Origin of the sequence: Ideonella benzenivorans (assembly GCF_020387415.1) — a bacterium.
GTDB lineage: Bacteria > Pseudomonadota > Gammaproteobacteria > Burkholderiales > Burkholderiaceae_C > Ideonella > Ideonella benzenivorans.
In genome coordinates this window covers 148,860-174,961 of the sequence record NZ_JAGWCB010000001.1, presented here as the reverse complement: position 1 = coordinate 174,961, position 26,102 = coordinate 148,860, and the positions used below count along the sequence as shown (strand labels likewise).

Genomic DNA, 26,102 nt, shown 5'->3' with positions numbered 1-26,102 from the left:
GGCTCAGAGCGCGTCGAAGGCGCGCTTGAGGCGCTGCACGGCCAGGGCATGGTCGTAGCGGGCGTTGCTCAGGTTGTTGTGGCTCTTCAGGCGCAGGGTTTCGGCATCCAGCACCTCGGTATTGGTGCCCACGCCGGATTGGTAGCGGTCGCGGGCCACGCGCAGGTTCTCGTCGGCCTGGGTCACGGCGCTCTGTGCCGCCTCGGTGCGGGCGGCCGCCTCGTCCACCAGCAGCCGGTCGGCATGCTGCTGCAGCGCCACCTGGGTTTCGGCATCGGCACGCTGGGCCGCCACCGCATCCGCGCGGGCGGCCAGCGCATCGGCCTGGCTGCGGTGCACCCCACCGTCGAAAATCGACCAGTGCAGGCCCACCGCCACGTTCCACAGCCCTTCCTTGGCCAGGTAGCGGTTGTCCATCTGGTTGAAGCCGCCACTCAGCACCACCTGCGGCCCACCCTGGGCCCGCGCGGCCTCGGACTGGGCCCGCAGCGCCTCGGTCTGGCGGATCAGCGCGGTCACCTCCGAACGGGTGCGGCCGGGGTCGGGCGTCGCCAGGTCGGCCGGGGTCAGGGTGATCTCGTCGATCGCCACCGGCTGGGTCAGCGGCCGACCCAGCAGCCGGTTGTAGGCCGACTCGGCAATCTGCACCGCAGTCCGGGCCCGGATGCGGTCCTGACGGGCGTTGTCGGAGGCGGCCTGGGCCGCCAGCTGGTCGTTGCGCGCCACCAGGCCCTTGTCCAGGTAGGCGTTCACGTCCTTCAGGTGCGAGGCCAGCGTCTGCACGCCACTCTCGGCCAGCGCCAGCAGGCTGCGGGCGCGCAGCACGTTGATGTAGGCCTCGGCCACCTGCAGTTTCAGATCCTGCCGGGTGCGCTCGGTGTCGCTGCGGGCGGCGCCCAGCGTGGCCTCGGCAGCCTGGGTGTTGCGGCTCAAAGCGCCGCTGGTGTAGAGCGGCACGCTCACCCCGGCCCGGTAGACACCGCCGTTGACCTCCATCACCGGCATCTGCAGCGTGCCCAGCATGGGAACCGTGGCCTGCACGGCCGGCGCCTCGGACCAGTGGTTGTAGGCCGCGTCCACCGCGAAACTCGGCAGCGACAGGCCTTGCGCGGCGTCCACCGCCGACTGCGCGGCCCCGATCTGCCGCTCGCTGGCCTTGAGCTTGCCATCCACCTGCAAGGCCTGCTCAAACGCCTGGTTCAGGGTCTCTGCACGCACCGGCCCTCCCATGGCAAGGGCGGCCAGCAGGATCGGCGTGACATGCCAGGAAAATGCGGACGGACGCAGCGTCATGGGACTGTGGCAAAGTGAATGGAAAACCACGCCGACGGTGCAGCGCAGCATGAAAAGATTCTAGGGAGCGCAGGCCGGCGGCGGACTCAGATTCCAAGACACTTGATGCGCATCAAGAATGACATGCCCTGCAACGCCCGCAGGCTTTTTTTCGACCCCAACGTCCTCGCCCCCGGGGCGCCCCTGGCGTGCAAGGCTCAGTTTTGGCCCGGGGAGATCCGGTGATGCCAGCGCCCGCTTCGCTGGGTCGCTGGCGCAAGGTGCCGGTCCAGGCTCGCGTGGATGACACCCTGCGGGCGATCTTCGAAGCCACCGCCCAGTTGCTGGAAAGCGAGGGGCTGGCCCGGCTCAGCACCAACCGCATCGCCGCCCGGGCGGGTTTTGCCGTGGGCACGCTCTACCAGTACTTCCCGAACAAGCAGGAACTGCTGGTGGCCATGGCCGAGGACGAACTGGAACGCGGGCTGCAACTGCTGGACACCTTGAGCGCCCGCCTGGCCGCCAGCCCCCGCGAAGTCGCGGTGCGCGAGGTGCTGGCGGTGTGGCTGCAGTCCTTCGGCGGACGCCACCAGGTGATGGGCGACGTGATCCGCACGGTGCTGCTGCACCGCGATGTGGAGGATGTGCACCGCCGCTTTGCGCCTGCGGCCACCCGGATCGCCGAGCGGCTGCTGCAAATCACCGGCGCGGCCCGCCACCCGGCCGCCACGCCGGAACTGTGCTTCGTGCTGGGCCACGCACTGCTGTCCACCGTGCGGGCCGCCCTGCTGGACGACCCGACCCTGCTGGCCCGCCCGGCCTTCACCGAGGCGCTGGTGCGCCTGGTGCTGGGCCTGCTGCCGGTGCCCTGACGCACCGCCGGGCCCGGCGCCAGCTCAGATGGCGCAGTGCACCGACTGCGCGGCCAGCGGCCCGGTCAGCACGGCCGGAGCGATCTCCACCAGGTAGCCCCGGCGGCCGCCGTTGATCAGCAAACGCTCCAGCGCCAGCACGCTGTCCTCGACGTAGACGCGCATCACCTTGCGGGTGCCGAAGGGCGAGGTGCCCCCCACCAGGTAGCCGCTGTGGCGCTGGGCCACTTCCGGCTTGCAGGGCTCCACACTCTTGACACCGATGGCCCGGGCCAGGTTCTTGGTGCTGACCTGCTTGTCGCCATGCATCAGGATGATCAGCGGCTCGGCCTTCTCGTCCTGCATCACCAGGGTCTTGACCACCGCATGCTCAGGCCAGCCGAGCTGGCGGGCCGATTCGCCGGTGCCGCCGTGGTCCACATAGTCATAGACATGCTCGGTGTAGGCCACCCCATGCTGCTTGAGCCATTGGGTGGCGGGCGTCTCGCTGACGTGCTTGTCCTTCTTGGCCATGCCCCCTCCCCGCTCACTGCGCCGGGTCGCGGTGCTGCCAGCGCAGCGCGTCGATGGCCTGGCTCAGTTCGTCGGACAGGGTCACCGGCCAGGCGGCCAGGCAATTGTCCAACTGGGCCACGCTGGTGACGCCGATGATGGTGGCGGCCACCCGCCAGCTGCGGTAGCAGAAGGCCAGCGCCAGCTGGGTGGGGGTCAGGCCATGCGCGCGGGCCAGGGCGTTGTACTTCGCCGCCACGCTGACGGCCTCGCCACGGGCCCAGCGCTGCAGCCGCATCGATTCAAACCGGGCCAGGCGGCCCAGCTCCGGTTGATCGGCATCCAGGCCGGGACCGTCGTACTTGCCAGTCAGCGCGCCGAAGGCCAGCGGCGAATAGGCCAGCAGACTCACCTGCTCGCGCCACAGCACCTCGTCCAAGCCGTTGTCCACGGCGCGGCTGGTCAGCGCATAAGGGTTCTGCACCGAGACGATGCGCGGCAGGCCATGGCGCTCGGCCTCGCGCAGAAAGGCCATCACGCCCCAGGGCGTCTCGTTGGACAGGCCCACGTGGCGGATCTTGCCGTCGCGCACCAGGGTCTCCATGGCCCGCAGCTGGGCCTCGATCGCGCTGTTCTCGGTCTCCTTGGCGGGGTCGAAGTACAGGGCCCCGAAGGCCGGCGCATTGCGGTTGGGCCAGTGGATCTGGTAGAGGTCGATGACCTCGGTCTGCAGGCGCTTCAGGCTGGCCTCGCAGGCGGCCACGATGTGCTCGGGCTTCAGATCCTTGGCACCGCCACGGATCCAGGCCATGTTGCGGCTGGGGCCGGCCACCTTGCTGGCCAGCACCACCTGCTGACGCGCACCGGGGCGGCGGGCAAACCACTCACCGATGATGGTCTCGGTCGCGCCGCTGGTCTCGGCGCGGGCCGGCACCGCGTACATCTCGGCGGTGTCGATGAAGTTCACACCGGCGGCCAGGGCCCGGTCCAGGATGGCATGGGCGGCGTCCTGGCCCACCTGCTCACCAAAGGTCATGGTGCCCAGGCAGACCGGACACACGGACAAATCGCTGCGACCCAGCGGCACCCGGGCCGCGGACAAGGAGGGGATGGAAGTCATGGCCCGGCAGTGTGCCCCAAGCGGCCCGACCTTGCCTTCACCGAGGAGGCCCGCGCCATCGGCAGCTGCGCCCCCAGGCTGACCGTCAGTCGGTGCGGCTCCAGGCGCAGCACCAGCACCCAGGTCAGATGGCGCACGCCCCACCAACACAGCAAGGCCCCCGCCCCCAGCAGACAGGCCCCGGCCAACCGCCAGGCAGAGTGCCCGAAGTTGAATGTTTGACACATAGTATTTGCTGTTTTACAGTAAGTTTTATGCATCCCACCGCCATTCCACCATCCCCCACCCAGGCCCGTCTGGCGGCCCGGCTGGGACGCTTGAGCCGCCTCGTCCGAGGCCTGCTGCTGGTGGGGCTGCCACTGCTGCTGCTCTCGCCGCTGTGGCTGTGGTGGCATCCGGGGGCGGTCCCGCTTGATGGCACCGATGCGCTCGGCCTGGGCAATCCCGCCCTGCCCGCCCCGGCGAGGCTGCGCCTGCTGGGTCTGGTCTACCTGGGGCTGCTGTTCGCGCTGGGCATGGCTTGGCAGCTCTGGCGCCTGTTCGGTGAGTACGGCCAGGGGCGGCTCTTTTCGGACACCGCCGTGCAGGCCCTGCGCCGCCTGGGCGGCTGGCTGCTGGCGGACTGGGCGGCCGGCCCCCTGCTCCACGCCGCCGCCAGCGTGGCCCGCACCTGGGACAACCCGCCCGGCCACCGCTTGCTCACGCTGAGCTTTGGCTCCAACGACTACCAGCAACTGCTGTTCGCGCTGCTGGTGCTGGCCCTGGCCCGCGTGATGCAGGAAGCGGCCCGGGTGGCGGCCGAGAACGAGGGCTTCGTCTGATGCCCATCGTCGTGAACCTGGACGTGATGCTGGCCAGGCGCAAGATGCGCTCGCGCGAGCTGGCCGAGCGCGTTGGCATCACCGAACAGAACATCTCGCTGCTGAAATCTGGCAAGGTGCGCGGTGTGCGCTTCGACACGCTGGCAGCAATCTGCCAGGCCCTGGACTGCCAACCCGGCGACCTGCTGGAATACCAGCCCGACGCCGAGCATGGCCCGGCCTGACTGGCGCCGGCACAGCCCCGGCTGGCTGCTGGTGGTCGCGCTGCACCTGGGCCTGTGGGGGCTGTGGCAGCAGGCCTTGCGCCCCGGGGCGGCCAAGCTGCAGCCCACCCGGCCCGAACCCGCGCCAGTGTGGCTGCTGTGGCCGGCCGCACCGGCCCCCATGGCCGCCGTCCCCGCAATCGCCCCCGGCAAGCCGCCGCAGCCCCGGGCCACCGCCCCCAGGCGCCCCGTGGCAACGCAGGGCATCCAGGCCCCTCGACCAGCGCCCGCCACCGCCGGCACCCTCCATGCAGAGGCGGCCGCCCGGTCAGAGCCCGTGGCATCCAGCCCCCCCAGCCCGATGACCGCGGCCTCCGCAGCGGTCCCGCGGGGCTCGCTGCTGGACAGCGAGGCCACGCGCCAGGCCCTCCGGGACATCGCCCGCCAGCCGCTGCTCTCGGAGCGCGCAGCCTCCGCCACCGGCCAGACGCCGCACACCGCGGCTCAGCGGGTGGAGCAGGCCGTGTCGAAGTCCGCCAAGAGTGATTGCCTGCGCGACCCGGCCGTCTCGAAGATCGGGCCGCTGCCGCTGGGAGGGCTGCTGGCCCTGCCCGGCCTGGCCGTACGCGCCCTGAGCGGGGATTGCCCACGCTGAGCGGGGTGGGCGGCGGGCACCGCCCCTGCCCAAACCGGGCGCGCTCCCGTACAGTGCGGCCTTGGCCTCCGCCGCCCTGCCGCCATGCCCCCTTCCCACGGCCCTTCTGGACGACCTCGACAGCCCCCGCCCGCACGCCGCCGTCATGGATGTGCGGCTGGTCAAGGGGCTGCTGGGCCTGGGCCTGGCGGCACTCGCCAGCGTCGCGCTGGTCGAGACCCTGACCCGGACGATCGCGCCCTGGGACCAGCGACTCTATCCGCTGGTGGCCGCCGTGCTGCTGCTGTGCCTGGCCCTGCTGCACCACCGGCCACAGTGGGCCCCGCGCATCTACCTGGCGCTGGCGCTCGTCCTCAATGCCTATCTGGTCACGGCCATCCTCCTGGCGCTGTTCAACCCGCTCATGCCCCGCTCGCCCCTGGCGCTGGTCTCCTCCACGTTCTGGATGCCACTGGGCTACGTGCTGGCCTTCCTGTTCCTGGAACGGCGGGCGGCCCTCGGGCTGGTCGGCATCACCTTCACCGCGATCTTCCTGCCCAGTGGCATTGCGCTGAGCCAGGGCGCCCTCGCGCCCTGGGGCGCCGAGGTCCGGGCCGTGCTGATCAACATGGCGCTGGCCCACTTCACCTTCATCGTGGCGCTGCTGGCCATCGGCCGCCTGCGCTACCGCTACCAGATGGCGCGCGAACGCATGGTGGCCATGCAGGTGCTGGCCAGCACCGACCCGCTGACCGGCCTGCCGAACCGGCGGGCCATGCTGGAACAGCTGGACAACCTGCTGGCCCTGGCCCAGCGCGGCCGACAGGTGCTGTCGGTGCTGCTGCTGGACATCGACCATTTCAAGCAGGTCAACGACAACCATGGCCATGAGGTCGGCGACCAGGTGCTCAGCCAGCTGGGCCAGGTGCTGTCCAGCCAGGTCCGGGCCTGTGACCTGGTGGGCCGCTGGGGCGGGGAGGAGTTCCTGCTGCTGGCGCCGGCCACCCTCCTGGAGGAGGCCCGCGAACTGGCCGAGCGCATCCGCCAGGCCGTGGCCACCACCGCCTTCCCGCATGGGAGGGTGCTCACCGTCAGCCTGGGCGTGACCCAGTACCGGCCGGATGACCACCGCGAAGCCCTGTTGCGCCGGGCCGACCAGGCCCTCTACCGGGCCAAGGCTGCGGGCCGCAACCAGAGCTGCTGCGCCGCGGCCGACTGAGCCGCGGCAGCGGTCACGGTTCGTCGGCGAAGGCCGCCAGCACATCTCCACTGACGCGGCAGATGCGCCAGTCGGGCAGCACCGTGGCGCCCATGCGCTGGTAGAAGCCGATTGCGTTGGCGTTCCAGTCCAGCACCGTCCACTCGAAGCGTCCGCAGCCGCGCTCCACTGCCAGCCGGCCCAGCCGGCGCAGCAAGGCCTTGCCCAGACCCAGCCGACGCCAGGCGGGCTGCACATAGAGGTCTTCCAGGTACAGGCCGGGCTGGCAGAGGAACGTAGAGAAATTGGTGAAGAAGAGTGCGAAAGCCACCACCTGGCCCTGCACCTCGGCCACCAGGCATTCGGCCGCCGGACGCGCCCCGAACAACTGCGGCAGCAGTTTCTCAGGCGTGATCTGCAGCAGATGGGTCAGATGCTCGAATTCGGCCAGTTCGGTGATCAGGCCGACGATGGCCGGCACGTCGCGCGGTTCGGCCACGCGCAGCTTGTAACTTTCGGACATGGACCCATTCTGTCCGATTTGGGGGGATGCCAGCCGGCGGCGCCCGCCCTACAGTGCATGCATGACGCCCGCCGACCCTCGCGCCGCCGCCGCGCCCCCGCCTCCCGCGCCCCTCTACCAACCCCAGCGCCCGCCCCGCAGCCAGTGGGTGCCGGTGCGCGGGTTCGAATACCACGTCCGCAGCTGGGGCGACCCCAGCCTGGTCACCCCCCAGCGGCCGCCGCTGGTGCTGGCCCATGGCTTCATGGACATCGGGGCCTCGTTCCAGTTCCTGGTGGACGCCCTGGCCGCGCAGGAGGGCGAGCGCCGCTACATCCTGGCGATGGATTGGCGCGGCTTCGGCCTCACCCGCGGGCCGGCCACGGACAATTTCTGGTTCCCCGACTACCTGGGTGATCTGGACGCCCTGCTGAGCCTGGCGCCCCTGGGCCTGGACCCGAAGTCCCCGGTGGACCTGCTGGGCCACAGCATGGGGGGCAACGTGGCCATGACCTATGCGGGCGTGCAACCGGCGCGGGTGCGGCGCCTGGTCAACATCGAGGGCTACGGTCTGCCGCGTGGCCAGGCCGAGGAAGCCCCCAGCCGGCTGGCGCGCTGGCTCAACCACCTGCGCCACCCCCACGGCCTGCGGCCTTACGCCGATGCCAAGGGGGTGCAGACCCGGCTGCAGGAGAACAACCCACGCCTGTCCGACGCCCGCGCGGGCTGGCTGGCCCGCCAATGGGCCGCCCCGGGCGAGGACGGCCTCTGGCACATCCTGGCCCACCCGGCGCACAAGAACATCAACCCGCTGATCTATCGGGTCGAGGAGGTGCTGGCCTGCTGGGCCCGCATCACCGCGCCGGTGCTGTGGGTGGAGGGGGCCGATTCCGAGACCAGCCACTGGTGGGGCGACCGCTTCCCGCGCGCCGAGTTCGAGGCCCGGCTGGCCGCCGTGGGCAGCCTGGAGCGCCACACGCTGGCCCAGGCCGGGCACATGCTGCACCACGACCAGCCCGACGTGCTGGCGCGCCACCTGCGGGCCTTCCTGGACCTGCCCTGAGCCAGTGCCCGCGGTGGCTCAGTCCGCCCGCGGGTAGCGCAGCCGCTGCACGAACTCGCGCACCTCGGCCGGCGGGGCGGGCGTGAGCCAGCTCACGAGGATGATCACCGCAAAGCCCACCGGCACCCCGAAGGCTCCGGCCGAGATCGGCTCGATGCCCCACCAGAGCCGCACCGGGGTGGTGATGCCCAACCCCCCCCGCAGCCAGGGATGGGTGGTGGCCATGTACCAGAACGTCACCCCCAGTCCGGCCAGCATGCCGGCCACCGCCCCCCAGCGGTTGGCTCGCTGCCAGAACACCCCCAGCACCAGCGCCGGGAAGAAGGCCGAGGCCGCCAGTGAAAACGCCGCCGACACCAGGAACAGGATGTTGGCCGGCTTCTGCGAGGCGACCCAGGCGGCGCCCAGCGCCACCAGCAGCAGCAGCAGCTTGGAGAGCATCACCCGGCGCGAGCTGATGGCCCGCGGTGACACCATGCGGAAATAGAAGTCGTGCGAGAGCGCGTTGGAGATGGTCAGCAGCAGGCCATCGGCGGTGGAGAGCGCGGCCGCCAGCCCGCCGGCGGCCACCAGGCCGGTGATGACGTAGGGCAGTCCGGCAATCTCCGGCATGGCCAGCACCAGGATGTCGCTGCCGATCCGCAGCTCCCCCAGCTGCAGCACGCCGTCATGGTTCACATCGCTGACCGACAGCAGGCTGGGGTCCACCCGGTTCCAGGTGGCGATCCATTCCGGCAGCGCCTCGAAGCGCTGGCCCACCAGGTGGTTGAAGATCTCGTACTTGACCAGCACCGCCAGGGCCGGCGCCGTCATGTAGAGCAGCACGATGAACAGCAGCGACCAGCCCACCGAGGCCCGCGCCTCGCGCACGGACGGGGTGGTGTAGTAGCGCATCAGGATGTGTGGCAGCCCGGCCGTGCCGACCATCAGGCAGAACACCAGGGCCAGGAAATTGCGGCGCGAGGTGTCGTAGCGGCCCCGTTCCTCGGCCGTGCCGTCGGGACGACCGTCGAACTGCTGGTCATGGTCGGGCATGCCCGCCAGCGGCCGGGCCCGGGCCAGCAGATCATCGCGCGCCTGGCGCCAGGCCGCGACCGCCACCTCGGCCGAGGCAGGCAGCCGGGCCAGGGTGCGCTCGGCGGCCTGGATCTCGTACAGCGGCGCGTTCTCGCGCTTGAGGGCCTCCACCTGTTGCCAGGCCGCGTCGCGGTCGGCCTGCAGGGCGGCCTCCGGGTGGGCCATTTTCTCGTCCAGCCCACGGGCCTGGTCGCGCAGCAGCCGGATCACCTCCTGCTCGCGCGGATCGGCCTTCAGGCGGATCTCGGCCTGGCCCACGGCCTGCAGCTGCTGCCCGTAGACCCACTGTGGCAGCGGCACCCCCGTCTGGTTGGCGCTCAGCCACATCACCGGCACCAGGTAGGCCACGATCAGCACGATGTACTGGGCCACCTGGGTCCAGGTGATGGCCCGCATGCCGCCCAGGAACGAACAGACCAGCACGCCGCCCAGGCCGAGGAAGATGCCGATCTCGAACGAGGCGATGCTGGTCAGCCGGGTGGTGATCAGGCCCACGCCGTACAACTGGGCCACCACGTAGACGAACGAACAGAGGATGGTGGCCACCAGCCCGATCAGCCGCGGCAGCTGGCCCTCGTAGCGCGCCCCCAGGAAGTCCGGGATGGTGAACTGGCCGAACTTGCGCAGGTACGGCGCCAGCAGCAGCGCCACCAGCACAAAGCCGCCGGTCCAGCCCATCACGAAGGCCAGACCGCCATAGCCGCTCAGGTACAGCGTGCCCGCCAGGCCGATGAACGACGCCGCGCTCAGCCAGTCGGCCCCCGTGGCCATGCCGTTGTAGAAGGCGGGCACGCGCCGGCCGGCCACGTAGTACTCGGCCGGGTCCGTCGTGCGGGCCAGCACACCGATGATCGCGTAGATCACCAACGGCGCCGCCAGGAAGATGAAGCCGATGTACTGGCGCGGCAGGCCCCAGCGCTCCAGCACCCCCATGCCGAACAGGAAACCCAGGAAACAGAGGGTGTAGCCCAGGTACAGCCAGTGCAGGCGGTGGCGCCAGGCGAGGGCCACCAGCGGGCGGGTCGGCAGGCGGTGGCGCATCGATCGCACGTCCGGCTCAGACCCCGTCGCCCAGGTCCAGGCGCCGGTCCAGCCGGTGCATGACCCAGGCGTACAGCACCACCAGCACCAGGTCGAGCAGCATCGCCCCCTGGGCCGCCCACCAGAAGCTGAAGGGCGAACCGCCCAGGGACAGGTCCAGGCTGCGGGCCCAGTACGGCATCCCGAAGCTCGACAGGATCCAGCAGGCCAGCAACCCGGCCGTCCAGCGACGCACGCCCCGCCAGTGCGCACGCTGGCGGGCCACCAAATCCGATGGCGACGGGTGCGCCGCCCCCGACGGGACTGCCTGAACCTCCCTGCCTGTCACTTGCTGCTGCCTGTCACATCCTGCCCGCTGAAGGCGCCCGGCGGGGCGCATGGCGCCGATTGTGGCGGCAAGCCGCACCGCCGCACAGCCGGGCCGGCCCGGATTCCCCCCAAGCACCGCCCCCCGGCAGCGCGGCACCCCGGCCCGTCTTGAGCGAAAATCACCCGTTTGAACACCAGGCAACAAGGACACACACCATGGACGTCGAACGCATCAATGCCATTGGCACCTCGCTGGCCGATCTGACCCAGCGCACGCTCGACCTACGGGGGTATCTTTGACTACGACCGCAAAGCACTGCGGCTGAACGAGGTCAACGCCACCCTCGAGAACCCGGACATCTGGAACGACCCCAAGCGGGCGCAGGAGCTGGGCAAGGAAAAGAAGCAGCTCGACGAAGTCGTCGGCACCATCGACCACCTGACCACGAACCTCTCGGACAACACCGAGCTGTTCGAAATGTCCAAGGAGGAAGGTGACGAGGCCGGGCTGGAGGCCATCGAGGCCGACGCGGGCAAGCTGCGCGAGATCGTCGAGCGGCTGGAATTCCGCCGCATGTTCAGCAACCCCGCGGACCCGAGCAACTGCTTCATCGACATCCAGGCAGGTGCCGGCGGCACCGAGGCCTGTGACTGGGCCGGCATGCTGCTGCGCCAGTACCTGAAGTACTGCGAACGCAAGGGCTTCAAGGCCACGCTGGAAGACGAAACCCCCGGCGACGTGGCCGGCATCAAGAGCGCCACCATCAAGGTGGAGGGCGAATACGCCTTCGGCCACCTGCGCACCGAGACCGGCGTGCACCGCCTGGTGCGCAAGAGCCCGTTCGACTCGGCCGGCGGCCGCCACACCTCGTTTGCCTCGCTGTTCGTCTACCCCGAGGTCGATGACTCGATCGAGATCGACATCAACCCCGCCGACGTGCGCACCGACACCTTCCGTGCCAGCGGCGCGGGCGGTCAGCACATCAACAAGACCGACTCGGCCGTGCGCCTGACGCACATCCCGACCGGCATCGTGGTGCAGTGCCAGGACGGCCGTTCGCAGCACAGCAACCGCGACGTGGCCTGGAAGCGCCTGCGCTCGCGCCTGTACGACCACGAGATGCGCAAGCGCATGGAAGAACAGCAGAAGCTGGAAGACACCAAGACCGACGTCGGCTGGGGCCACCAGATCCGCTCCTACGTGCTGGACCAGAGCCGCATCAAGGACCTGCGCACCAACGTCGAGACCTCCAACACCCAGAAGGTGCTGGACGGCGACCTCGATGCCTTCATCGCCGCCAGCCTGAAGCAAGGCCTCTGAGCCCCCCTCCATCTACCCAAGGACATCCACCATCATGCGTGAAGGCACCACCCCCCTGGTGCGCCGGGAAGACTACCTCGCCCCGGCCTACTGGATCCGCACCGCGGACCTGACCTTCGACCTGGACGCGGCCAAGACCATCGTCTCCAGCAAGCTCGCCATCGAGCGCAACAGCGCCCTGCCCGTGCAGCCGCTGCGCCTGCACGGCGAGGACCTGAACCTGCTGCGCGTGCTGGTGGATGGCCAGAGCGTCTCGTTCCGCCATGAAGACGGCCAGTTGGTCATCGACGCCCCGGCGGCCGATGCCTTCACGCTGGAGATCCGCAACACCATCGCCCCGGAGAAGAACACCCAGCTGAGCGGCCTCTACGCCTCCGGCTCGGGCCTGTTCACCCAGTGCGAGGCCGAGGGCTTCCGCCGCATCACCTACTTCCTGGACCGGCCGGACGTGATGGCGGTCTACACCGTCACGCTGCGCGGCGACAAGAAGAAGCACCCGGTGCTGCTCTCGAACGGCAACCTGGTGGAGCAAGGCACGCTGGACGGTGGCAAGCACTTCGCCAAGTGGCACGACCCCTTCCCCAAGCCCAGCTACCTGTTCGCCATCGTCGCGGCCGACCTGGTGGCGCGCGAGCAATGGGTGCGCAGCCGCTCGGGCAAGGAGCATCTTCTGCAGGTCTACGTCACCCGCGGTGACCTGGACAAGACCGAGCATGCGATGAACTCGCTGATCGCGTCGATCATCTGGGACGAGGCCCGCTTCAAGCTGGCCCTGGACCTGGAACGCTTCATGATCGTCGCGGTGCCCGACTTCAACATGGGCGCGATGGAGAACAAGGGCCTGAACCTGTTCAACACCAAGTACGTGCTGGCCAGCCCCGCCACCGCCACCGACACCGACTTCGACGGCATCGAGAGCGTGGTCGGCCACGAGTACTTCCACAACTGGACCGGCGACCGCGTCACCTGCCGCGACTGGTTCCAGCTGAGCCTGAAGGAAGGCCTGACCGTCTTCCGCGACCAGGAATTCAGCATGGACATGGCCGGCAGCGCCTCGGCCCGCGCGGTGCGCCGCATCGGCGACGTGCGCACGCTGCGCGAGCGCCAGTTCCCCGAGGATGCGGGCCCGATGGCCCACCCGGTGCGCCCGGACGCCTACCAGGCCATCGACAACTTCTACACTGCCACCGTCTACGAAAAGGGCGCCGAGGTGGTGCGGATGATGCACACGCTGGTGGGCCGCAAAGGCTTTGCCGCCGGCATGTCGCTGTACTTCGAGCGCCATGACGGCCACGCCGTGACCTGCGACGACTTCGCCCAGGCCATCGCCGACGCCAACCCCGCCAGCGCCCTGGCCCAGCACCTGGATGTCTTCAAGCGCTGGTATGCCCAGGCCGGCACGCCGCGCCTGAGCGCCCGCGGTGAGTGGAACGCCGAAGCGGCCACCTACACCCTGACGCTGCGCCAGCAGCTGCCCGACACCCCGGGCCAGAGCGGCAAGCAGCCGCAGCTGATCCCGGTGGCGCTGGGCCTGCTGACCCGCGCGGGTCAGGCCCTGCCGCTGCAACTGGCCGGCGAAGATGCGCCCCAGGGCACCGAGCGCGTGCTGGTGCTGACCGAGGCCGAGCAGCGCTTCACCTTCACCGGCATTCAGGCCGAGGTCGTGCCCTCGCTGCTGCGCAACTTCTCGGCCCCGGTGCTGCTGGACGACGGCCTCACCGACGCCGATCTGCTGGTGCTGCTGGCCCACGACCCGGACGCCTTCAACCGCTGGGAAGCCGGCCAGCGCCTGGCGCTCAGCCGCATCATCGCCGGCCTGGGCCACCAGGACGCGGTGGTGCTGGACGCCGCCTTCATCGACGCCATGCGCGCCGTGCTGCGCGACCCCGCGTTGGACCCGGCCTTCAAGGAACTGGCGCTGTCCCTGCCCTCGGAGATCTACGTGGCCGAGCAGGTCACCGACGTGGACCCGCAGCGCCTGCATGCGGTCCGCGAAGCGATGATCGACCAGCTGGCCTCCGCGCTGAGCGCCGACTGGGCCTGGGCCTGGGAAGCCCACCAGGTGGCCGAAGGCTACCGCCCCGACGCCGAGCAGAGCGGCCGCCGCGCCCTGGCCAACCACGCGCTGGCCATGCTGGTGCGCGAGGCCGTGGCCACGCAAGACATGACCTGGCCGGGCAAGGCCTACCAGCGCTTCAAGGATGCCGGCAACATGACCGACCGCCTGGGCGCGCTGGAAGCCCTGGTGGGCGCCCACGCCGAGCTGGCCCAGCCGGCGCTGGCGCGCTTCCACGCGCTGTTCAAGCACGAACCGCTGGTGCTGGACAAGTGGTTCATGCTGCAGGCCCGCGCGCCGGAGAAGAACGGCCAGACCTTCGCCCAGGTGAAGGCCCTGCTCAAGCACCCGGACTTCACGCTGGCCAACCCGAACCGCGCCCGCGCGCTGCTGTTCGCGCTGTCCAACTCGAACCCGGCCGCCTTCCACCGCACCGATGCCGCCGGCTACGTGCTGTGGGCCGACAAGGTCATCGAGCTGGACACGGCCAACCCGCAGCTGGCCTCGCGCTTCGCCCGGTCGCTGGACCGCTGGCGCAATCTGGCCGAGCCCTACCGCAGCGCGGCGCGCGAAGCCATCGCCCGCGTGGCCGCCAAAACCGATCTTTCCAGCGACACGCGCGAAATCATCGAGCGTGCGCTGGCGGACTGAACCGATCCCAGGAGGAATCTGATGAACAAGCGTGTCAGTCTCACGCAGTACCTGGTCGAGCAGCAGCGGCTGCACGGCCACATCCCGGGCCAGCTGCGCCTGCTGATCGAGGTGGTGGCCCGCGCCTGCAAGCGCATCGCCATCGCGGTCAACAAGGGCGCGCTGGGCGAGGTGATGGGCACCGCCGGCACCGAGAACGTGCAGGGCGAGGTGCAGAAGAAGCTCGACATCATCTCCAACGAAGTGCTGATCGAAGCCAACGAATGGGGCGGCCACCTGGCGGCCATGGCGTCCGAGGAAATGGACACCATCCACACCGTGCCCAACCGCTACCCGGCCGGTGAATACCTGCTGCTGTTCGATCCGCTGGACGGCTCGTCCAACATCGAGGTCAACGTCTCGATCGGCACCATCTTCTCGGTGCTGAAGAAGCCCAACGACGACCCCGACGCCATCGAGCCCGTCAGCGAAGCCGACTTCCTGCAGCCGGGCCACCAGCAGGTGGCCGCGGGCTACTGCCTGTACGGCCCGCAGTCGATGCTGGTGCTGACGGTGGGCGACGGCGTGGCGATGTTCACGCTGGACCGCGAAACCGGCTCCTGGGTGCTGACCGCCGAGAACGTGCAGATCCCGGCCGACACCAAGGAATTCGCGATCAACATGTCCAACATGCGCCACTGGGATGCCCCGGTCAAGCGCTACATCGACGAATGTCTGGCCGGCAAGGAAGGCCCGCGCGGCAAGGACTTCAACATGCGCTGGGTCGCCTCGATGGTGACCGACGTGCACCGCATCCTGACCCGTGGCGGCATCTTCATGTACCCCTGGGACAAGCGCGAACCAGAGAAGCCGGGCAAGCTGCGCCTGCTCTATGAAGCCAATCCGATGAGCTTCCTGGTCGAACAGGCCGGTGGCGCCGCCACCAATGGCTACCAGCGCATCCTGGACGTGCAGCCCGAGAAGCTGCACCAGCGCGTCAGCGTGGTCCTGGGCTCGAAGAACGAGGTCGAGCAGGTCACCCGCTACCACCTGGAAGCCAAGCAGGGCTGAGCCCCTGCCCCCGGCCGGCCGCCGCTCAGGCGCCGGCCAGTTGCTCGCGCACCAGCTCGCAGAGGCAGTGACCGAGGAACAGCTCGGCCTCCTCGCGCCGTGCGCGGGCCGCCTCCGGCAGGCACAGCGCCAGGTGGCATTCCTCGGCCAGTTCCTCGGACGCCGGCCCCAGCACGGCCACCACCATCATCGCGGTGTCGGCGGCCGCCCGCACCGTGTCAAGCAGCGCCGCCGGCGGCGCGCCGGCCGACAGCAGCACCAGCGCATCCCCCGGCCGCCCCAGGGCCTGCACCTGCCGCGCCAGGCGGCTGGTGTCCTCCCCGGACAAGGCCAGCGCCGCCAACGGGCGGCCATCGCCTTGCGCCAGCCCGCTCATCAAGGCCGCCAGCCGGTGCGCCGTGGCTTCCGAGCCGCCCTGCCCACACCACAGCAGCTTGCCCCCCGCCCCCAGGCAGTTGGCCAGACGGGCCGCCGCCTGCTCCAGCGGGGCCTGCAGCCCCAGCAGGGCGTCAAAGACCTGCCGCTGGGCCTGCCAGGCCCGCAGAAAGCCGCTCACCGGTGCGGCGGGCGCCGGTGCGGCAGAGGCAACGGGGACGACAAACTGCAGCGGTTCGGTCAGCAGAGCCATGGCCAGATCCTGGTCGAAGGGCAGCGCCCACCGGAACATCCAGCGGACTTATTTCACGTTCTGTGATGGTGGCATGCCCCTGCCCTGCCCAAGCGGCGGAACAAGCGGCGCTGAACCGCCCAGTTCCGGTCCTCAGGGCTTGACGCTGCGGTGGCGCCCGGCCTCTCCGTCAGTGCCGTCACCAGCCCCGCGCACCAGCGGCGCAAAGCGCGGTGCCGGGGCCGCGTCCAGCCGCCCGGCGGCATCCCGTCGATACACGCCACGGGCCCGCAGGTGCGGATGCGCGGCGGCCTCGTCCAGCGACAGCACCGGGGCAAAGCAGACGTCCGTGCCCTCCAGCAGCGCCACCCAGTGCGCACGGGGCTGGCGGGCGAACAGGCGGTGAAACGAGCCTTCAGCGCTGGCCAGGCCGTGGTGTCGTGCTGGGCGGCGACGTCCACATCGTCCAGCCCCAGCGTGCGCAGCAGCAGCGCATAGAACTGCGGCTCCAGGGCCCCCAGCGTGATCCAGCCACCATCGGCACAGCGGTAGCTGTCGTAGAACGGCGAGTCGTGGAACGGGCTGGGCCCCGGCCCGTCCAGCTGCCCGTTGCCACGGATCCAGTGCACCAGACCGCCCAGCATGGCCACGATGTCGACGATCGCAGCGTCCACCACCCGGCCCTGCCCCGTGGCCCGCGCCGCCAGCACCGCGCTGACGATGCCAAAGGCCAGCCCCAACGCCCCCGGGGCGTCCCCCAGCAAGGTGGGCGGCAGCTGCGGCCGCTGACCCGGGGCCAGACCCAGCCCCAGCAGGCCCGTCAGCGCAACGTAGTTCAGATCATGGCCCGCCACCGGCGCCAGCGGCCCCGCCTGCCCCCAGCCGGTCATGCGCCCATAGACCAGCCGCGGGTTGCGCGCGGCACAGTCGGCCGGCCCCAGGCCCAGCCGCTCCATCACCCCGGGCCGGTTGCCTTCGATCAGGGCCTCGGCCTGGGCGATCTCCTCCAGCGCCTGGGCATGCCCCTGCGGCGTCTTCAGGTCCACTGCCAGCACCTGCTTGCCACGCCGCAGCGGCGAATCGCCGCTGCCCCCCAACTGCGCGGCCACGCCACCCCCGCCAGGCCGGGCCAGCACCCGCACCTCGGCGCCCAGGTCGGCCAGCATCCGCCCGGCCAGAGGCCCGGGGCCCAGGCCCTCGAACTCGACCACCCGCAGGCCTTGCAGCGGGCGCGACCACGACACGCCCTCGGGCATCGGCGTCTGGGTAGGGAATGCGCCAGGGCGGGCGGCATCGGTCATGAAGTGTCTCCAGGTCTGTGTGTGTTGTGCGCCATTCTCGAAGCGTCCTGCGCAGCCGCAGGTGACTTCACAGACCCGAGATTTCCCGCTATCATCGCGGGCTCGCAAGCGCTGCAGTGTCGTCACCGCAAGCTGCGACGCCGGTGTAGCTCAGTTGGTAGAGCAGCGCATTCGTAATGCGAAGGTCGAGGGTTCGACTCCTTTCACCGGCACCAATCTTTTCCAGGGCCCGCCATGTGCGGGCCCTGTGCTTTTGGGGCCCGAGGGATCGCCTCAGGCCCAGCTCGCAGACAGCGTCTCGGCCTGCTTCAGCACGGTTTCCGTGGCCTCTTCCTGCCGGTCCGGCGGGTATTTGTAGCGCTTGAGCAGCACCCGCACCTTCACCCGCAGGGCGGCGCGCACGCTGTCGCGCACGGCCCAGTCCACGGTCACCGACGCGCGCAACTGCTGGGTCAGTTCCACGGCGATCTTCTTGAGGGTGTCGTCCCCCAGTTCCCGCACCGCCGCTTCGTTGGCCGCCAGCGCGTCGTAGAAGGCCACTTCGTCCGAGTTCAGGCCCAGGCGTTCGCCGCGCAGCGCGGCCTCCTGGAACTTCTTGGCCATCGCAATCAGCTCTTCGATGACCTGGGCCGTCTCGATGGCACGGGCACGGTAGCGCTGCAGGCTCAGCTGCAGCAGCTCCGAGAACTTGGCCTGCTGCACCACATTGGTCTTGAAGCGCGACTGGATGTCGTCCTTGAGCAGGCGCTCCAGCAGCTCCACCGCCAGGTTGCGCTCCTTCATGTGGCGCACGTCTTCCAGGAACTCGTCGGACAGGATGCCGATGTCCGGGCGGTTCAGCCCCGCGGCCTTGAAGATGTCGATGACCTCGGCGCTGACCACGGCCTTGCTCATGATCTGGCGCAGCGCGTGTTCCTTCTGCTCGTCGCTGAGCCTTTTGCCGGAACTGCCGAACTTGCTCAGCGCCGCCTTCACAGCCTGGAGAAAGGCCAGCTCGTCCCGGTGCTTCAGAGCCTCGTCCAGGGTGCAGCACAGGGCAAAGGCCTTGCTGGCCGACAGCACCGTGTCGGCAAAGCGCTTCTTGCCGTCGTCCAAGCCCAGGATGTGGTCCATGACGGGCGCCAGCAACTGAAACCCACGGGTTCTGAACTCGGCGTAGTCGAAGCCGTGCAGCATGTCGTGCAGCACGTCCATCTTCTCCTGCAGCACGGCCAGAGCGTCCTCGGCGGCGATGGTGGGTTTGCCCCGGCCCTTGGCCTGGGTGTAGTCCTTCAGCGCGGCCTTCAGTTCGTTGGCGATGCCAATGTAGTCCACCACCAAGCCGCCGGGCTTGTCCTTGAACACCCGGTTCACCCGCGCGATGGCCTGCATCAGGTTGTGGCCCTTCATCGGCTTGTCCACGTACAGGGTGTGCATGCACGGGGCATCAAAGCCGGTCAGCCACATGTCGCGCACGATGACCAACTTAAACGGGTCGGCCGGGTCCTTGTAGCGGCGCTCCAGGCGCTTCTTGGTGTCCTTGCTGTAGATGTGGGGCTTGAGCAGCGCCTTGTCCGAGGCCGAGCCGGTCATGATGATCTTGACCACGCCCTTCTCCGGGTCCGGGTCGTGCCAGCCGGGACGCAGCGCGACGATGGCGTCGTACAGGTGAACGCAGATCTCCCGGCTCATGGCCACCACCATGGCCTTGCCGTCCAGGCTGGCCAGACGGTTCTCGAAGTGCTCCACCAGGTCGGCCGCCACTTTCTGGATGCGCGGCGGTGCGCCCACCAGCTTTTCCAGCGCGGCCCAACGGCGCAGTTGGGCCGCCTTGGCAGTGTCGTCCTCTTCGTCCTCGGTCAGTTCCTCCACCTCGTCGTCCAGCAACGGGGCCTCGACCTCCTGCAGCTCCAGGCGGGCCAGGCGGCTCTCGTAGTAGATGGGCACGGTGGCGCCATCCTTCACCGCCTGCTCGACGTCGTAGATGTGGACGTAGTCGCCGAACACCGCGCGGGTGTCCCGGTCTTCCAGCGACACCGGCGTGCCGGTGAAGGCCACGAAGGTGGCGTTGGGCAGGCCATCGCGCAGATGCTGCGCGTAGCCGTAGCGCACGTTGCGCACGCCCTTGTACTCCGCCGCCGGTTCGGCGGCTTGCAGCAGCAAGGGTTCGTTGGCCGCTGCCTCCTGCCGGGCGGCCTGCATCTGCTTGTGCAGCTTGGGCATGCTGGCCTGGAAGCCGTACTGGCTGCGGTGGGCCTCGTCGCAGATGACGACGATGTTGTGCCGATCGGAAAGCACCGGAAAGCTGTCCTCGTCCTCGCCCGGCGTGAACTTCTGGATGGTGGTGAAGATGATGCCGCCCGAGGGACGGTGGGCCAGCAATTCGCGCAGCTTGGGCCGGGTGTCGGCCTGCACCGGGGTTTCGCGCAGCAGCTCGGTGGCCCCCGCGAACACGCCGAACAGCTGGTTGTCCAGGTCGTTGCGGTCGGTCACCACCACCAGGGTCGGGTTGCCCATCTGCGGATGCTGCATCAGCTTGGCTGCGAGGCAGGTCATCTCGATGCTCTTGCCGGCGCCCTGCGTGTGCCACACCACCCCGCCCTTGCCGCGCCGTGCGGCCTCGGCCTTCGGGCTGGACGCGACGAGCACACTCTCCACCACCGCGCGCACCGCATGGAACTGGTGGTAACCGGCCACCTTCTTGACCAGCCGGCCTTCGTCCTCGAAGAGGATGAAGTGCCGCAGGTAGTCCAGCAGCAGTTCGCGCGGGAACAGGCCGTGCACCAGCGTCTCCAGCTCGCGCATGCCGCCCAGCGGGTCCACCGTCACCCCGTCGATGGTGCGCCAGGCCATGAAGCGCTCCCGGTCGGCCGTCAGCGAGCCCACCCGCGCCTCGATGCCATCGCTGATCACCAGCAGCTCGTTGGCGATGAACAAATCGGGCACATCCTCCTTGTAGGCTTGCAGCTGGTTGAAGGCCGCCCACAGGTCGGCGTTCTCGTCGCCGGGGTTCTTCAGCTCCAGCACCACCACCGGCAAGCCGTTCAGGAACAGCACCACATCCGGCCGGCGCGTCTGCTTGGGGCCCTGGATGCTGAACTGGTTGACCGCCAGCCAGTCGTTGCCTGCCGGCTTGCTCCAGTCCACCAGCTTCACCCGGTCGCCGCGGGTCTCGCCGTCTTTCTGGTACTGCACCGGCACCCCTTCCACCAGCCAGCGGTGCATGGCCCGGTTGGCCTGCACCTGGCCCGGCAGGTTGGAGCTTTGCACCATGCGCGCGGCCTCGTCCTGCGCGCCGGCCGGAATGTGCGGGTTCAGCCGCCGAATGGCATCACGCAGCCGGTGCTTGAGCAGCACCTCGCGGTAGCTGTCGCGCTCGGTGCCTGGGGTCTTGGCGTCCGGGGGCGAGATGTCCGGGCCGTGGGCCACCTCCCAGCCCAGGGCCGCCAGCCATTCCAGCATGGCGTTCTCAACGTCGGCTTCGGTCATGCGCCCGGCTCCTGGGGCCCGGCCACCAGGATGCGGTGCAGGGCCTCGTTGATGTAGTAGTTGCCGCGTCCGATCTTCAGCTTGCGGACGAAGCCGGCTGCCGCCAATGTGTCCAGGTACTTGGTGGCCGTCACCCGGGAGACGCCCAGATCGCGCTGCAGGAACTCGATCTTGGTGTACGGGTGCATGAACAGGTTGTTGATCAGGTCCTGGCTGTAGAAGCGATGGTCGGCGCGGATGCGGTGCTTGTAATCCAGCAGCACCTCGCGGATGGCGGCGATGGTGCGCATCGTCTGCCGTGCGGTGGCCTCCACCCCCTCCAGCATGTAAAGCACCCAGTCCTCCCAGTGGTCCTGGTCGCGCACCCTCTGCAGCAGCTCGTAGTAGCGCGCCTTGGTGCGCACGATGTGCTGGCTCAGGTACAGCACCGGAATGTCCAGCAGGCCCTCCTTCACCAGGTAAAGCACGTTGACGATGCGGCCCGTGCGGCCATTGCCGTCGTAGAAGGGGTGGATGCTCTCGAACTGATGGTGGATCAAGGCCATCTTGATCAGCGGGTCCGCCGCAAACAGGCCGGGATCGTTGATGAACCGCTCCAGATCGCCCATCAGCCGCTCGATCTCGGCGGGCTCCTGCGGTGGTGTGTAGACGGTGCGACCGCCCCCATCCTTCAAGGCGGTGCCGGGCAACTTGCGCAGCCCGGCCTGGTTGCGCTCCAGCTCGCGCTGGATGCTGATGATGTGGTTCACCGTCAGCAGCCCCTGGGCCTGCACCAGATCGAAACCCACGCGCAGCGCCTGCCGGTAGCGCAGCACCTCCTTGGCGGCCAGCGTGATGGCGGCCTCCGAGTTGGACTCCTCACGGAACAGGTCATCGTGCGTGGTGACGATGTTCTCAATCTCGGAGCTGTCCTTAGCCTCCTGCAGGCCCAGCGTGTTGATCAGGATGCCCTGGTTCGGAATGGTGGCCGCCATGCCCTTGAGCTCGGCCAGTTGCCGGCTGGCACTGGCCAGCCGCTTCAGGATGGCCGGCGTGTCAAAGCGCTCGGGGCGGAGTTGGTCCAGCGGTGCAAGGCTTGGCATGGCGATCATTGTTCGATGAAGTGAATAGAAACTGCAAATTTCTATGCACGTTCGGGTGAACATGCCAAGAAAACGGCCGCTTCCTGCACATGAACGGCCGACCGGGGCTTGTCGTCAGGCCAGCGCCCTGATGCGCGGCCGGAAGACCGCCGACATGCCCTGCGCCGCCGCCTCCAGCCAGGCGAAATAGGCCGGCCACTGGGCCTCGTCTTCCAGCGGCGAATCCGGCCTGTACTGGATGATGCGGCAGGCATGGCCGTCGGGCAGCTCCAGCCAGTCCAGGGTCGCGTTCAGCTCGGCCTGGATGGCGGCCTTCTGCTCCTCCAGCTGCTTGAACATGGCCTTGGAGTTGTCGTGGTCGATGTAGACCTCCATGCCCACCCGCTTCTCGCGCGAGTTCACAGTGGCGGCCAGGTGCACGCCGGCGCGGCCCAGCGCAAGATTGGTCCAGTGCTGGGGCAGCGGCTTTTGCGTGCGCAGCGTCGAGCCCTTGGCCTGCAGCCAGGCCTGCCAACCGGTCCAGAAGGCCAGCTGCCGCTGCTTGGTGGGCGTCATGGTGGCGGCGGCCTTGGCGTTCTGCTGGCCGGTCTTGGCCCAGTCATTGGGCTTGACCACCACGTTGAAGCTGGGCGCCATGGGCGAATCGCCGATGCGCCAGAGTTCGATCTCCACCGCGAAGAAGTCCAGCTCGTCGGTGGTGTGCTGGTTCAGGAACTCCAGCGCCGCCACATGCTCGGTGCGGAAGGACTCGGCCAGCCAGATGACCCTGCGCGCGCCCACGCCCGCGGCGTAGGTGAGGATCTGGCCCAGGTGGGCGTGGTTGGTCTTCTCCAGCTGGTTCTCGATGATGACCTTGCCGCCGTTGTCGGAGCACAGGATGTCCACCTTGAAGTCGCCCACCGGGTGCTCGGTGCCCACCAGCTCCAGCTCGTCCAGGCCCAAGGTTTCGGCCAGCAGGGTCAGGTTGTCGGCCTGCGCCAGCCAGGGCGTGAACTCACCGGCCTCATGGGCCCAGGCCTTGCGCAGCGAAATGCGCTCCAGTTTGCCGAGGGGGGCTTTGCTCATGCCAGGGCGTCCTCCAGTGGGGCTTGCTCGGGCAGGCGGAGCTTGCCGGAGATGAGGCGAGGGAGAAGGGTGTCTCGAAGACCGGCGAGCAATTGCGCTGACTCGATGTTTGCGTGGATGCGCTCAAACATTGGCTTCACTGCTGCATCGAATGCCGAAGCAACCGTATGCGGCGGAAGAGTCACGTCGAATCCCCCCACGTCGTGCCAACTTGTTCGCGGCATCCGCGCGCCGTTGGAAAGCTGGGTCGTGTACGAAATGAGCGCATCACTAGATGCATGCATGGCCAAAAAGCCCAGCCATCCGGGTGATCTTGGCCGCAGCACAAGAATGTCCGTAGAACACACTCCTCTGACGGGAGCGAGTCCAACCTTGTGAAAGTACGGCCTGAGCTTGCCGAACAGCACATCGTTTCGCTCGAACCAAAACTTCCCGCTTCCGAGGCCTTCAGCGGTACCCGCATCGCCGAGTGCGATGCTCTTGCGCGGCATGTGTTCTAGGCCGATGTAAGGCGTCTCAGGTGGCATCTGGCCTGGCTTGGCCTGAGCTCTCGGGTTAGAGCAAATCACCTCGAGCTTCCCTGGACTCCACCCCTTCGGAATCAACCCCAGCGCCGATTCCTCGAACTCCGCCGGAAACAGCGCTGCCGTGGCCGCATCCATGCCCTCGGGCTCGCGGCCTTCGGCTTTGGCATGCACCGGGTCGAAGTCGATGAACCAGCTCTTGAACAGGGCTTGGGCGATGGATTCGAGGGTGGCGTTGGTTTGGCGCAGGAGGTCGATTCGCTGGTCTATGGCCAACAGCGGAGCTAGAACCGAGTCTTGGACAGCTAGCGGCGGAACCGGCAAGCGGAGCAGCTTTGCCGAGGCCACATTGAAGTGCTGCTGAACTGCGCCGACCGTATGCGCCGATACGTGCGAGGCCGCCATTGCGTTCACCCAGTAAGACAGGAACGCAGGTCGCAACTGCTGCGCGCAACGGACGATGACGACGTCAGAACAGTTTGCTTCAGGAAGTGTCTCTGGGATGACGGCGCATGTTCCCGGCTTTCCCGTTCGCACGATGACCACATCGCCCGGACGCAGCGCGGATTTCCGCAACCTGTCATGGAAATCACGCGATATGTACTTCACATCGCTGGTGTCGATTTGCAGCGGCCGCACGTTCAACGACCTTAAGAATGGCACTCCCTCGTCTACGTATTGGTCGGCCATCGTGCCGACAAACCCAACCGTAATCTCCCGAGCGACTTCAGAGAGTGGTCGCAGCATCCATTCAGACTGCATACCCCAGCTCCCCCAGCTTCTCCCGAATCACCGTATCCAACTCCGCGCCCTTCGCCATCTGCTCCGCCAGTTGCGCCGTCAGCCGCTCCATCTTCGCGTTGAAGGCCTCGTCGTCATCGTCGGCCGCCTCGGCACCCACATAGCGTCCCGGCGTCAGCACATGGCCGTGCTCGGCAATCTCGGCCAGGGTCACGGCGCGGCAGAAGCCGGGCACGTCGGCATAGGGCTCGTCCGCCCCCGCTTCGCCGCTCACTTCACCATCTTCGCGCCAGCGGTGCACGGTGCTGGCAATGCGCTCCACGTCCTCGTCGTCGAACACGCGGTTCACGCGCGTCTCCAGCCGTCCCAGCTTGCGGGCGTCGATGAACAGCACCTCGCCGCGCCGGTCGCGGCCGTTCTGGCGCTTGTCCTTGGCCAGGAACCACAGGCAAGCCGGAATCTGCGTGTTGAAGAAGAGCTGCGGCGGCAGGGCCACCATCACCTCCACCACGTCGGCCTCCACCATGGCGCGGCGGATGTCGCCCTCGCTGTTCTGGTGGGACGACATGCTGCCGTTGGCCAGCACCACGCCGGCCTGGCCGCGCGGGCCCAGGTGGTGCAGGATGTGCTGCAGCCAGGCGTAGTTGGCATTGCCCGTGGGCGGGGTGCCATACACCCAGCGGCGGTCATCCATCAAGCGGTCGCCGCCCCAGTCGCTGATGTTGAAGGGCGGGTTGGCCAGCACGTAGTCGGCGCGCAGGTCGGGGTGCTGGTCGCGGTGGAAGGTGTCGGCCGGCTCCCTGCCCAGGTTGAAGTCCATGCCGCGGATGGCCAGGTTCATGGCCACCAGGCGCCAGGTGGTGGGGTTGGCTTCCTGGCCGTAGATGGAGATATCGCCGAACCGGCCGCCATGGCTTTCGATGAACTTCTCGCTCTGCACGAACATGCCACCGCTGCCACAGCAGGGGTCATAGACCTTGCCCTTGTGCGGGGCCAGCACCTCCACCAGCACCTTGACCACGCTGGCGGGCGTGTAGAACTGGCCGCCCTTCTTGCCCTCGGCATTGGCGAACTGGCCGAGGAAGTATTCGTACACCTCGCCCAGCAGGTCCTTGGCGGCGTGGCCGTCGGTGTCGGCAAAGCCGATGGTGGAGATGAGGTCGATCAGCTCGCCCAGCTTGCCGGGCTCCAACTGGGCGCGGCCGAAGCGCTTGTCCAGAATGTCCTTGAGGCGCGGGTTGTCCGCCTCGATGGCGTCCAGCGCCAGGTCGATGCGGGTGCCGATGTCGGGTTGCTTGGCATTGGCGCGGATGGTCTCCCAACGGGCCGGGCCCGGCACCCAGAAGACGTTGGCCATGGTGTAGAAGTCGCGCTCCTCGGCGGCCAGGACGCGCTCGTCGGCGTCGGGCAGGTAGAGCTCGTGGGCTTCGTCCTCGAAAGCGGCGTAGAGCTCTTGCTGCCGCTGGTCGAAGGCGTCGGAGATGTACTTGAGGAAGATGAGCCCGAGCACGATGTGCTTGTACTCGGCCGCGTCCATGCTGGAACGCAGCTTGTCGGCCGCGGCCCAGAGGGTCTTCTTGAGGTCTTGGTTCATTCGGGAAACGAGGTTCTATGAGACCCGGCGGGCCGGCG

22 protein-coding genes, 1 tRNA gene and 1 pseudogene are annotated in these 26,102 nt (G+C 68.6%); 10 read left to right on the top strand and 14 right to left on the bottom strand.

The annotated features are described in order from the left end of the window. Positions 1–3: 3 nt before the first annotated feature. Positions 4–1,293, bottom strand: a complete 1,290-nt coding sequence (locus KGA65_RS00730; RefSeq protein WP_225861224.1) for a TolC family protein — start codon at positions 1,291–1,293, stop codon at positions 4–6. A 224-nt stretch (positions 1,294–1,517) separates the two neighbouring features. Here KGA65_RS00730 and KGA65_RS00725 point away from each other — a divergent pair, with 224 nt between their 5' ends. Continuing rightward, complete coding sequence (locus KGA65_RS00725; RefSeq protein WP_225861223.1) at positions 1,518–2,144, top strand: TetR/AcrR family transcriptional regulator; 627 nt, start codon at positions 1,518–1,520, stop codon at positions 2,142–2,144. 24 nt (positions 2,145–2,168) lie between these two features. On the opposite strand, the gene KGA65_RS00720 is transcribed toward KGA65_RS00725, so the two are convergent. From KGA65_RS00720 to KGA65_RS00710, 3 genes are read right to left on the bottom strand one after another with little or no spacing between them, the layout of a single operon-like run. Continuing rightward, positions 2,169–2,657 carry an aminoacyl-tRNA deacylase gene (locus tag KGA65_RS00720; protein WP_225861222.1) on the bottom strand — a complete coding sequence of 163 codons (489 nt, stop codon included), beginning with the start codon at positions 2,655–2,657 and terminating at the stop codon, positions 2,169–2,171. Between the two features lie 13 nt (positions 2,658–2,670). After that, positions 2,671–3,756, bottom strand: a complete 1,086-nt coding sequence (locus KGA65_RS00715; RefSeq protein ID WP_225861221.1) for an aldo/keto reductase — start codon at positions 3,754–3,756, stop codon at positions 2,671–2,673. Next, complete coding sequence (locus KGA65_RS00710) at positions 3,753–3,893, bottom strand: hypothetical protein (RefSeq protein ID WP_225861220.1); 141 nt, start codon at positions 3,891–3,893, stop codon at positions 3,753–3,755. Before KGA65_RS00710 ends, KGA65_RS00715 begins: the two co-directional genes overlap by 4 nt. A 117-nt stretch (positions 3,894–4,010) precedes the next feature. On the opposite strand from KGA65_RS00710, the gene KGA65_RS00705 reads away from it, so the two are divergent. The 4 genes from KGA65_RS00705 (at position 4,011) to KGA65_RS00690 (ending at position 6,633) form a co-directional block, all read left to right on the top strand. After that, positions 4,011–4,577, top strand: a complete 567-nt coding sequence (locus KGA65_RS00705) for a DUF2975 domain-containing protein (RefSeq protein ID WP_225861219.1) — start codon at positions 4,011–4,013, stop codon at positions 4,575–4,577. Continuing rightward, positions 4,577–4,801 carry a helix-turn-helix domain-containing protein gene (locus KGA65_RS00700; RefSeq protein ID WP_225861218.1) on the top strand — a complete coding sequence of 75 codons (225 nt, stop codon included), beginning with the start codon at positions 4,577–4,579 and terminating at the stop codon, positions 4,799–4,801. The genes KGA65_RS00705 and KGA65_RS00700 overlap by 1 nt, the downstream gene beginning before the upstream one ends. Further along, positions 4,788–5,435: a hypothetical protein gene (locus KGA65_RS00695; RefSeq protein WP_225861217.1), complete on the top strand. Its 648-nt coding sequence runs from the start codon at positions 4,788–4,790 to the stop codon at positions 5,433–5,435. The genes KGA65_RS00700 and KGA65_RS00695 overlap by 14 nt, the downstream gene beginning before the upstream one ends. Positions 5,436–5,580: 145 nt before the next feature. Next, positions 5,581–6,633 carry a GGDEF domain-containing protein gene (locus KGA65_RS00690; protein ID WP_225861216.1) on the top strand — a complete coding sequence of 351 codons (1,053 nt, stop codon included), beginning with the start codon at positions 5,581–5,583 and terminating at the stop codon, positions 6,631–6,633. 13 nt (positions 6,634–6,646) lie between these two features. Here KGA65_RS00690 and KGA65_RS00685 read toward each other — a convergent pair whose 3' ends face one another. After that, entirely contained in the window at positions 6,647–7,135 is a 489-nt protein-coding gene (locus KGA65_RS00685; protein WP_225861215.1) for a GNAT family N-acetyltransferase, read from the bottom strand. Positions 7,136–7,196: 61 nt separating this feature from the next. Between KGA65_RS00685 and KGA65_RS00680 the strand changes: the two genes are divergently transcribed. After that, positions 7,197–8,177, top strand: coding sequence for an alpha/beta fold hydrolase (locus KGA65_RS00680; protein WP_225861214.1), 981 nt, complete (start codon positions 7,197–7,199; stop codon positions 8,175–8,177). Positions 8,178–8,195: 18 nt separating this feature from the next. Here the strand turns inward: KGA65_RS00680 and KGA65_RS00675 are convergent, their stop codons facing one another. Together KGA65_RS00675 and KGA65_RS00670 are read right to left on the bottom strand one after the other, a co-directional pair. Next, positions 8,196–10,295, bottom strand: a complete 2,100-nt coding sequence (locus tag KGA65_RS00675) for a sodium:solute symporter family protein (RefSeq protein ID WP_225861213.1) — start codon at positions 10,293–10,295, stop codon at positions 8,196–8,198. 16 nt (positions 10,296–10,311) lie between these two features. Then, positions 10,312–10,560 (bottom strand): DUF4212 domain-containing protein, encoded by a 249-nt coding sequence (locus KGA65_RS00670; protein ID WP_225861212.1) that lies wholly within the window; start codon positions 10,558–10,560, stop codon positions 10,312–10,314. A 260-nt stretch (positions 10,561–10,820) separates the two neighbouring features. Between KGA65_RS00670 and prfB the strand changes: the two genes are divergently transcribed. From prfB to KGA65_RS00655, 3 genes are all read left to right on the top strand, one after another. After that, a protein-coding gene (gene prfB / locus KGA65_RS00665; protein WP_225861211.1) for a peptide chain release factor 2 occupies positions 10,821–11,925 on the top strand; the annotation gives its coding sequence in 2 pieces (ribosomal slippage) (positions 10,821–10,901 and positions 10,903–11,925; 1,104 coding nt in all). 34 nt (positions 11,926–11,959) lie between these two features. Continuing rightward, entirely contained in the window at positions 11,960–14,632 is a 2,673-nt protein-coding gene (gene pepN, locus KGA65_RS00660) for an aminopeptidase N (protein WP_225861210.1), read from the top strand. Positions 14,633–14,653: 21 nt separating this feature from the next. Continuing rightward, positions 14,654–15,682, top strand: a complete 1,029-nt coding sequence (locus tag KGA65_RS00655) for a class 1 fructose-bisphosphatase (RefSeq protein ID WP_225861209.1) — start codon at positions 14,654–14,656, stop codon at positions 15,680–15,682. A gap of 25 nt (positions 15,683–15,707) precedes the next feature. Here KGA65_RS00655 and KGA65_RS00650 read toward each other — a convergent pair whose 3' ends face one another. Both KGA65_RS00650 and KGA65_RS00645 read right to left on the bottom strand, forming a co-directional pair. Next, positions 15,708–16,310 carry an SIS domain-containing protein gene (locus tag KGA65_RS00650; protein ID WP_225861208.1) on the bottom strand — a complete coding sequence of 201 codons (603 nt, stop codon included), beginning with the start codon at positions 16,308–16,310 and terminating at the stop codon, positions 15,708–15,710. A 132-nt stretch (positions 16,311–16,442) separates the two neighbouring features. Beyond that, positions 16,443–17,455 (bottom strand): annotated as a pseudogene (locus KGA65_RS00645) (CaiB/BaiF CoA transferase family protein). 274 nt (positions 17,456–17,729) lie between these two features. Here KGA65_RS00645 and KGA65_RS00640 point away from each other — a divergent pair. After that, positions 17,730–17,805, top strand: a tRNA-Thr gene (locus KGA65_RS00640). Positions 17,806–17,863: 58 nt separating this feature from the next. Here the strand turns inward: KGA65_RS00640 and KGA65_RS00635 are convergent. The 5 genes from KGA65_RS00635 to KGA65_RS00615 form a co-directional block, all read right to left on the bottom strand. Further along, the gene (locus KGA65_RS00635; RefSeq protein ID WP_225861207.1) at positions 17,864–21,058 is read right to left on the bottom strand and encodes a type I restriction endonuclease subunit R; all 3,195 of its coding nucleotides are present in this window, start codon (positions 21,056–21,058) and stop codon (positions 17,864–17,866) included. After that, positions 21,055–22,140: a Fic family protein gene (locus KGA65_RS00630; protein ID WP_225861206.1), complete on the bottom strand. Its 1,086-nt coding sequence runs from the start codon at positions 22,138–22,140 to the stop codon at positions 21,055–21,057. The genes KGA65_RS00635 and KGA65_RS00630 overlap by 4 nt, the downstream gene beginning before the upstream one ends. A gap of 114 nt (positions 22,141–22,254) precedes the next feature. Further along, positions 22,255–23,205 (bottom strand): DUF4268 domain-containing protein, encoded by a 951-nt coding sequence (locus KGA65_RS00625; protein WP_225861205.1) that lies wholly within the window; start codon positions 23,203–23,205, stop codon positions 22,255–22,257. Next, positions 23,202–24,491: a restriction endonuclease subunit S gene (locus KGA65_RS00620; protein WP_445666949.1), complete on the bottom strand. Its 1,290-nt coding sequence runs from the start codon at positions 24,489–24,491 to the stop codon at positions 23,202–23,204. Before KGA65_RS00620 ends, KGA65_RS00625 begins: the two co-directional genes overlap by 4 nt. After that, positions 24,481–26,064: a class I SAM-dependent DNA methyltransferase gene (locus KGA65_RS00615; RefSeq protein WP_225861203.1), complete on the bottom strand. Its 1,584-nt coding sequence runs from the start codon at positions 26,062–26,064 to the stop codon at positions 24,481–24,483. The genes KGA65_RS00620 and KGA65_RS00615 overlap by 11 nt, the downstream gene beginning before the upstream one ends. Positions 26,065–26,102: the final 38 nt, after the last annotated feature.

Coding starts and splice junctions, on each gene's coding strand:
- KGA65_RS00720 (WP_225861222.1), bottom strand. CDS start 2,657: ATGGCCAAGAAGGACAAGCACGTCAGCGAGACGCCCGCCACCCAATGG.
- KGA65_RS00635 (WP_225861207.1), bottom strand. CDS start 21,058: ATGACCGAAGCCGACGTTGAGAACGCCATGCTGGAATGGCTGGCGGCC.
- KGA65_RS00715 (WP_225861221.1), bottom strand. CDS start 3,756: ATGACTTCCATCCCCTCCTTGTCCGCGGCCCGGGTGCCGCTGGGTCGC.
- KGA65_RS00650 (WP_225861208.1), bottom strand. CDS start 16,310: ATGGCTCTGCTGACCGAACCGCTGCAGTTTGTCGTCCCCGTTGCCTCT.
- KGA65_RS00695 (WP_225861217.1), top strand. CDS start 4,788: ATGGCCCGGCCTGACTGGCGCCGGCACAGCCCCGGCTGGCTGCTGGTG.
- KGA65_RS00620 (WP_445666949.1), bottom strand. CDS start 24,491: ATGCAGTCTGAATGGATGCTGCGACCACTCTCTGAAGTCGCTCGGGAG.
- KGA65_RS00630 (WP_225861206.1), bottom strand. CDS start 22,140: ATGCCAAGCCTTGCACCGCTGGACCAACTCCGCCCCGAGCGCTTTGAC.
- KGA65_RS00675 (WP_225861213.1), bottom strand. CDS start 10,295: ATGCGCCACCGCCTGCCGACCCGCCCGCTGGTGGCCCTCGCCTGGCGC.
- KGA65_RS00685 (WP_225861215.1), bottom strand. CDS start 7,135: ATGTCCGAAAGTTACAAGCTGCGCGTGGCCGAACCGCGCGACGTGCCG.
- pepN (WP_225861210.1), top strand. CDS start 11,960: ATGCGTGAAGGCACCACCCCCCTGGTGCGCCGGGAAGACTACCTCGCC.
- KGA65_RS00730 (WP_225861224.1), bottom strand. CDS start 1,293: ATGACGCTGCGTCCGTCCGCATTTTCCTGGCATGTCACGCCGATCCTG.
- KGA65_RS00725 (WP_225861223.1), top strand. CDS start 1,518: ATGCCAGCGCCCGCTTCGCTGGGTCGCTGGCGCAAGGTGCCGGTCCAG.
- KGA65_RS00690 (WP_225861216.1), top strand. CDS start 5,581: ATGGATGTGCGGCTGGTCAAGGGGCTGCTGGGCCTGGGCCTGGCGGCA.
- KGA65_RS00705 (WP_225861219.1), top strand. CDS start 4,011: ATGCATCCCACCGCCATTCCACCATCCCCCACCCAGGCCCGTCTGGCG.
- KGA65_RS00625 (WP_225861205.1), bottom strand. CDS start 23,205: ATGAGCAAAGCCCCCCTCGGCAAACTGGAGCGCATTTCGCTGCGCAAG.
- KGA65_RS00615 (WP_225861203.1), bottom strand. CDS start 26,064: ATGAACCAAGACCTCAAGAAGACCCTCTGGGCCGCGGCCGACAAGCTG.
- KGA65_RS00700 (WP_225861218.1), top strand. CDS start 4,577: ATGCCCATCGTCGTGAACCTGGACGTGATGCTGGCCAGGCGCAAGATG.
- KGA65_RS00655 (WP_225861209.1), top strand. CDS start 14,654: ATGAACAAGCGTGTCAGTCTCACGCAGTACCTGGTCGAGCAGCAGCGG.
- KGA65_RS00680 (WP_225861214.1), top strand. CDS start 7,197: ATGACGCCCGCCGACCCTCGCGCCGCCGCCGCGCCCCCGCCTCCCGCG.